The sequence below is a fragment of the Microcystis sp. LSC13-02 genome (assembly GCA_002282935.1).
GTDB lineage: Bacteria > Cyanobacteriota > Cyanobacteriia > Cyanobacteriales > Microcystaceae > Microcystis.
This window is the reverse complement of record MTBT01000148.1, coordinates 1-6,316: the sequence shown is the minus strand read 5'-3', so window position 1 is coordinate 6,316 and position 6,316 is coordinate 1. Positions and strand designations below refer to the sequence as shown.

The window sequence follows — 6,316 nt, the reverse complement described above, 5'->3', positions numbered from 1 at the left end:
GTTGATAGAGTTCTTGGCAGTAAGCTAAGGTATTGTTCCAGACAACACGCACGCACCCGAACAACTGAGACAAAAGCCTCTTTTGTTGGTTTGTTGGGTAAATGCGGTGTTGATACCTTGCTTTCATTGTTTGCTTTAAATAAGTTTGTCTGCATTCTATTATAACTGATAACTGTTAACTTACCCACTGATAACTGATAATTCACCGCAGCACTGATAGCCCTCCATCGATTAACTGCAATTTTTTAGGCAATTATTGGGCTTAAATCCTGTGAGGAAGTCAAGGGCTGCGGCCAATTAAAAGCCTCTCTCCCCATCTTAGCCTAAGACTCGAATGGCTGGCTAAAATTTTCAACAATTCGCCAAAATCTCCCCAGTTTCAACAGCTAACCGAATTAATATTGATTAACCCACCAGTTCCATCAGAATATTGCCAGGATAAATAGGTTCGGAAATTGAAGATTGAGAGAAAACTTGTGCGGACAGACAACAATCCGGCGCAGTCCGGAACAACAACCGGAAGCATTCAGTCTTAGAATATTGGGACTAGCACGTCTATTTTTACTGCAAAAATCGTCTTATAGATTAAAGATTATGAAAGCCAGATTATCGATCGCCCTAACCGCCCTAATGAGCTTGGGCATAACTGCCACACCAGCGGTCAACTTTGACGAACAGGACATCGAGCAGACCCAGGTAATAGCGATCGCTCGTCCCTACGGAGGTAATAAATTTGACCTGCTAGTATTGGAACAAATCCAGGGAAAACAGAAGTGTTGGAGCGAAAGCGGCTCAAATCCCGTCATGATCGACCCGCTGCTCCTCAACTTTGACTTTACCGGCATTTGTCGCCGCGCCACCGATAGTAATGGTTATTCTATCCGTCTCGATGGCCGGGATTTTGGGCTAGATTACATCCTGCGTATTGTGGAACGCAATGGCCAATTATACTTAGTGGGAACTCCCCGGGATGCTCGCAGACCGGAATTATTGGTGGGAAGAACCCGAGGAATGCAAACAGGATTTATGAAAATTATCCTCGAACCGGGTTGGAGATTTAGCCGTCGTACTTTCCAAGGCAAAACTTTAGGCCACTTCTACTTTAGCGGCAAAGAAGCGGAAGTTCTCGCAGCCGGCGGCAGACCTCCCATCAACGAAACCACTCCTCCCCCCACTTCCGGGGCCAGTTTTCAGGATATTAGCGGCGATATCTATAAAACTGAGATTGAAAAAGCGATCGCGCTTGGGGTAGTGGCCGGTTTTAAAGAAGATAACACCTTCCGCCCCGAAAATCCCGTCACCAGGGAACAATTCGTCTCGATGATTATTGAAGGGATGGGAACTGTCACCAAAATTAACCTAGAAGCGATTCCCCCCGGCAGCGGCAGTTTTAACGACGTAGAAGCGACGCGCTGGAGTGCCCAAAAAATCCAATGGGCCCGGGCCAATGGTATTGTTGCTGGCAAAGCTAACGGCGAATTCCGTCCCACCGACCCCATCACCAGGGCCGAATTGATGGCGATTCTCAAACAGGCCGCCACCTACCTGAAAACTCAGCAAAAACAAGCCCCCGATTTAGCCCAAACTAAAACCCCCGTCAATTTTTCTGATACTTCCGGTCATTGGGCCGCCAGTTTAATTACCCAGATGTCGGGATTTTGCGGTGTGGCCTCTCCCTTGAACGAACAGGGTAGTTCTTTTGTACCAAATGACCCCGCCCGTCGTAACTACGCAGCAGCCGCCATTGTCCGTACCCTCGATTGTGTTAAAACCGCCAAAAAATAACGGCCTCTCCTCAATCAGGGTTTGCTGAAAAAGTTTTTCCTAGGGGTAGGGTGTGGGGTGTGGGGTTTTATCCATTTTTAGGTGGTCAATTACCTAATTTTCAGGGAAAAAGTCCCCCAATTTTCCCCCCGCTCACTCCCAGGCCCCGAACTTTTTGATTTCAAAAAGGCCTAGGCACTCACGCAAAAGGAGGAATAATAATCAGTCTTTAATAACCAGATTTAATATAATTACGGCTTGCTGAATAATGGTAAAACCCTTTTAAAATAAAGCTTTTGACCTGTTAAAGTCCGATGTTCATGCTGCGAAAATAGGATTGGGACCAAGGGCAACAAAGCCTGAAACGACCGGCTACTGACTCCTGACTCCTGACTCCTACCCCCACCGAAAAACTTTTTCAGCAGACCCTAATTACTGGTCACTGATTACTGTTTACTGATCACTGATTACTGTTTACTGGTCACTGATTACTGATTACTGATCACTGATCACTGATTGTGGTTGTTAATTTTTACTTTAGGTATGCCGTCGAGTATTATCGCTAAACTGGGAAATAATGCACCTCGGCTAGACAAAATCCTATGGTAAAGCTGCTCGAAAATCCTCTCCGAGTGGGATTGCGACAAGAAAGAACCCCAGAACCCCTAATTTTAGTCATTTTTGGGGCATCGGGAGACTTAACCCAAAGAAAACTGGTTCCTGCCCTCTATCAACTGAAACGGGAAAGACGACTGCCGTCCGAATTAACCATCGTCGGTACAGCGCGCCGAGAGTGGAGTCATGATTATTTTCGCCAACAGATGCGCCAAGGCATCGAAGAATTTTCTGACGGGATTGGTAGTGAGGAATATTGGCAAGACTTCGCCCAAGGCTTGTACTATTTCCCCGGCAACATGGACGATCCAGAAAGTTACGCCAAAATGAAAGTCTTTCTGGAAGAATTAGACGGAATGCGGGGAACCCGCGGCAATCGAGTCTTTTATCTAGCGGTTTCTCCTAATTTCTTTCCCCCCGGCCTTAAAAACCTTGGGGCGGCCGGAATGCTTACAGACCCAATTAAACACCGGTTAGTGATCGAAAAACCCTTTGGCAAAGACCTCAGTTCTGCCCAAGTTCTCAATCGAGTCGTACAAGAGGTTTGTCAGGAGAACCAAGTTTATCGCATTGACCACTATTTAGGCAAGGAAACCGTCCAAAACTTACTGGTGTTCCGATTTGCTAACGCCATCTTTGAACCCCTCTGGAATCGTCAATTTATCGATCACGTCCAGATTACCGTGGCCGAAACCGTGGGAGTGGAGGATCGGGCCGGATATTACGAAAAATCGGGGGCTTTGCGGGATATGGTGCAAAATCACCTGATGCAGTTATTCTGCTTAACGGCGATGGAAGCACCCAACGCTATTAACGCTGATAGTATCCGCGGCGAAAAAGTCAAAGTCCTGCAAGCGACTCACCTGGCCGATATCAATAACCTAGAAAAATCCGCCATCCGCGGCCAGTATAAAGCCGGTTGGATGAAAGGAAAACCCATTCCGGGCTATCGGGAAGAACCGGGGGTTAATCCGGAATCCACCACTCCCACCTACGTGGCCATGAAATTAATCGTCGATAACTGGCGTTGGCAGGGTGTCCCCTTCTATCTGCGTACGGGTAAACGTCTGCCCAAAAAAGTTTCCGAGATTGCCATCCAATTCCGCAATGTGCCGTTATTAATCTTCCAATCGGCAGCCCAACAAACTAATGCAAATGTACTGAGTCTGCGAATTCAGCCTAATGAAGGTATTGCCCTGCGTTTTGAGGCAAAAATGCCGGGGTCGGAATTACGCACGCGCACGGTAGAAATGGACTTTAGTTATGGTTCCTCCTTCGGTGTTGCCAGCGCTGATGCCTATAATCGCCTACTTTTAGACGCTATGCTAGGAGATCAAACCCTATTTACCCGTTCTGACGAGGTAGAAGAAGCATGGCGCATCGTTACTCCCGCTCTCGCCGCTTGGGACGCTCCCGCCGATCCTGCCTCCGTACCCCAATACGAAGCGGGTACTTGGGAACCCACAGAAGCGGAATTTCTCCTTAACCGCGATGGCCGTCGTTGGCGACGACTCTAATACAGTGAACAGTAATCAGTAAACAGTAATCAGTGAGCAGTAAACAGTAATCAGTGAGCAGTAAACAGTGAGCAGTAAACAGTTAAAAGGCAGCTCCGAGCTTGTCGCTTAATACTATTCACTAAAAACTCACACCTGATAACTGATAACTGATAACTGATAACTAACTGATAACTGATAACTGATAACTGATAACTGATAACTGATAACTGATAACTGATAACTGATAACTGATAACTGATAACTGATAACTGACATGACCACCCAAAGCCCCCCCATTGTCTCCCTGCAAGCACCGAAAGATGTTTCCATCGATGTGATCGAGCAGGAACTGCGCGATATCTGGCAATCCTATAATGATAATGAGGATGGTATGGCCGCCACCCGGGCCACCACCTTTAGCTTTATTGTCTATGAACCCGATGCGGTACAGGAATTGTTAACCCTTCTCGGCTATTACACCGGTCCGATTGATGGTATTGCCGGTCCCCGGACCCACGCCGCGATCAAAGTCGCCCAGAAGGACCTAGAACTAGAAGTAACCGGGCTTTCTAGCGATGAATTTGTCGCTCGGTTAAGGGCAGCCTGGGAAGCGGAAAAAAACGCCGAGGACGGGGCTAATCATCGTCAATACGCCGCCGATTTGGATGCGATTGGGGTCGCAGATGCGATCGCTGCTTCCAATCCCTGTCGCATTATTACCCTCTGTCCCACCGCCGAGGCCGATGAAGGGGTAAAAGCCTCCGTTTCTGCCTATTGTCCCGTCAACAAACGTAGTCAGAACACTTTAGTTTGCTGTGAATACGTCACTTTAAGCGGTACGGCGGAAGCTTTGGAACGAATTGGCGGCATTATTTCCGAGTTAACTATTCCCAGTTTGCCCAAATTTCTCTGGTGGAAAGCCAGTCCCGATGCGGAATATGGACTATTTAAGCGTCTGGCCAGTCAATGTGATACGATTATCGTCGATTCCAGCACTTTTCGGGAACCAGAAACGGAACTGCTGCAAGTGGGGGATTTACTAGCAACAGATGTACCATTGGCTGACCTGAACTGGAGTCGTCTCGCCCCTTGGCAAGAACTAACCGCCGAGGCTTTTGATCCACCGGAGCGCCGGGATGCTATTCTGGAAGTCGATCGCATCACTATTGATTATGAAAAGGGCAATCCTTGCCAAGCTTTTATGTTCCTCGGTTGGATGGCCAGCCGGTTACAATGGCGACCAGTGGGATATAGTCACCGGTCGGGAGATTACGCTATTCATCGGATTAGCTTCCTCGGTCAGGACCAGCGTTTAATTGAAGCAGAATTAGCTGGTATTCCCGTGGCCGATTGGGGTGAGGTACAAGGGGATCTGATTAGTATTAAACTCAGTTCTACTAATCTTCAGGCTGATTGTTGTACGGTAATTTGTTCGGGAACTACCGGCTGTATGCGGATGGAAGCTTCGGGAGGGGCCCAATCTTGCCGCATTGAACAAGTAGCCCATCTGGAAGACCAAAAAACAGAAACTCTGCTAGGTAAACAGTTACAGCGTTGGGGCAAGGACGTGCTTTATCAAGAAAGCATGAAAGTCACCGGCGCTATCCTCAAATTATCCCGACCGGATTAACAAATTAGCAACAATAATCCCACCCACTTTGGAGAGACCTGGTTAACCAGGTCTCTCGATATTTATACGGCAGTCAGCACCTGATTAAAAACGATAATTGTACCTTTTCAGAAAACAGGTTATTATAAAGACAGAGCTTTGCTTTCAAGGGGGCAATATGGTCGCAACCACTGAGAAACGCTACACAGTCGCAGAATACTTTCAACTAGAGGAAACTGCCACCGACAGACACGAGTATCGAGATGGAGAAATTATTATTATGACTGGGGGAACTCCTAACCATAATCGCATTGCGGGAAATTTTTACAGAAGATTTCCCTTAACTATCCAGAATCAAGCCTATGATATATTTATCACCGATCTACGCTTGGCCATACCCACCTATAGTGTATACACCTATCCCGATCTTATGATCGTTAAGGGGGAACCAATTCTTGAAAGAGGACGCACCGATACGATTACCAATCCACAGGTGATTATCGAGGTTTTATCAAAATCTACTCAAGACTATAATCGGGGTGATAAGTTTAAGTTTTATCGCTCTCTTAATAGTTTTGAAGAATATATTTTAATCGATCAATATGGTTATTATATCGAACAATTTCATAAAAGAGGCGATCATTGGGCATTTCGGGATTATCACGATCAAGAAGCGATTTTAACTTTGTTTTCTCTAGATTTTCAAATATCCCTGACAGATTTATATCAGCGGGTGGATTTTACCGAAATTTTGGGTTAAAGCCCCGTCCTTTTAGGACGGCTTTTTAAACTATAGCTTGTTAACTTAACTTTTATTGTGCTATACTGA

5 protein-coding genes are annotated in these 6,316 nt (G+C 46.5%); 4 read left to right on the top strand and 1 reads right to left on the bottom strand.

Features of this window, described 5'->3' with window-relative positions:
* Positions 1 to 127: helix-turn-helix domain-containing protein (locus BGL89_RS08990; RefSeq protein WP_286825418.1), on the bottom strand; the 127-nt coding region annotated here is incomplete at its 3' end.
* A 467-nt stretch (positions 128 to 594) separates the two neighbouring features.
* Here BGL89_RS08990 and BGL89_RS08985 point away from each other — a divergent pair.
* The 4 genes from BGL89_RS08985 to BGL89_RS08970 all read left to right on the top strand — a co-directional run bounded on the left by BGL89_RS08985 (position 595) and on the right by BGL89_RS08970 (position 6,247).
* On the top strand, positions 595 to 1,785 hold the full coding sequence (locus tag BGL89_RS08985; protein WP_286825417.1) for a DUF3747 domain-containing protein: 1,191 nt from the start codon (positions 595 to 597) through the stop codon (positions 1,783 to 1,785).
* A 581-nt stretch (positions 1,786 to 2,366) separates the two neighbouring features.
* Positions 2,367 to 3,896 carry a glucose-6-phosphate dehydrogenase gene (zwf, locus tag BGL89_RS08980; protein ID WP_286825416.1) on the top strand — a complete coding sequence of 510 codons (1,530 nt, stop codon included), beginning with the start codon at positions 2,367 to 2,369 and terminating at the stop codon, positions 3,894 to 3,896.
* 256 nt (positions 3,897 to 4,152) lie between these two features.
* A complete protein-coding gene (opcA, locus tag BGL89_RS08975) occupies positions 4,153 to 5,508 on the top strand; it encodes a glucose-6-phosphate dehydrogenase assembly protein OpcA (RefSeq protein ID WP_286825415.1) in 1,356 nt (451 codons plus the stop codon).
* Between the two features lie 157 nt (positions 5,509 to 5,665).
* On the top strand, positions 5,666 to 6,247 hold the full coding sequence (locus BGL89_RS08970; protein WP_286825414.1) for a Uma2 family endonuclease: 582 nt from the start codon (positions 5,666 to 5,668) through the stop codon (positions 6,245 to 6,247).
* The last annotated feature ends 69 nt before the right edge of the window (positions 6,248 to 6,316 follow it).

Coding starts and splice junctions, on each gene's coding strand:
- BGL89_RS08970 (WP_286825414.1), top strand. CDS start 5,666: ATGGTCGCAACCACTGAGAAACGCTACACAGTCGCAGAATACTTTCAA.
- zwf (WP_286825416.1), top strand. CDS start 2,367: ATGGTAAAGCTGCTCGAAAATCCTCTCCGAGTGGGATTGCGACAAGAA.
- BGL89_RS08985 (WP_286825417.1), top strand. CDS start 595: ATGAAAGCCAGATTATCGATCGCCCTAACCGCCCTAATGAGCTTGGGC.
- opcA (WP_286825415.1), top strand. CDS start 4,153: ATGACCACCCAAAGCCCCCCCATTGTCTCCCTGCAAGCACCGAAAGAT.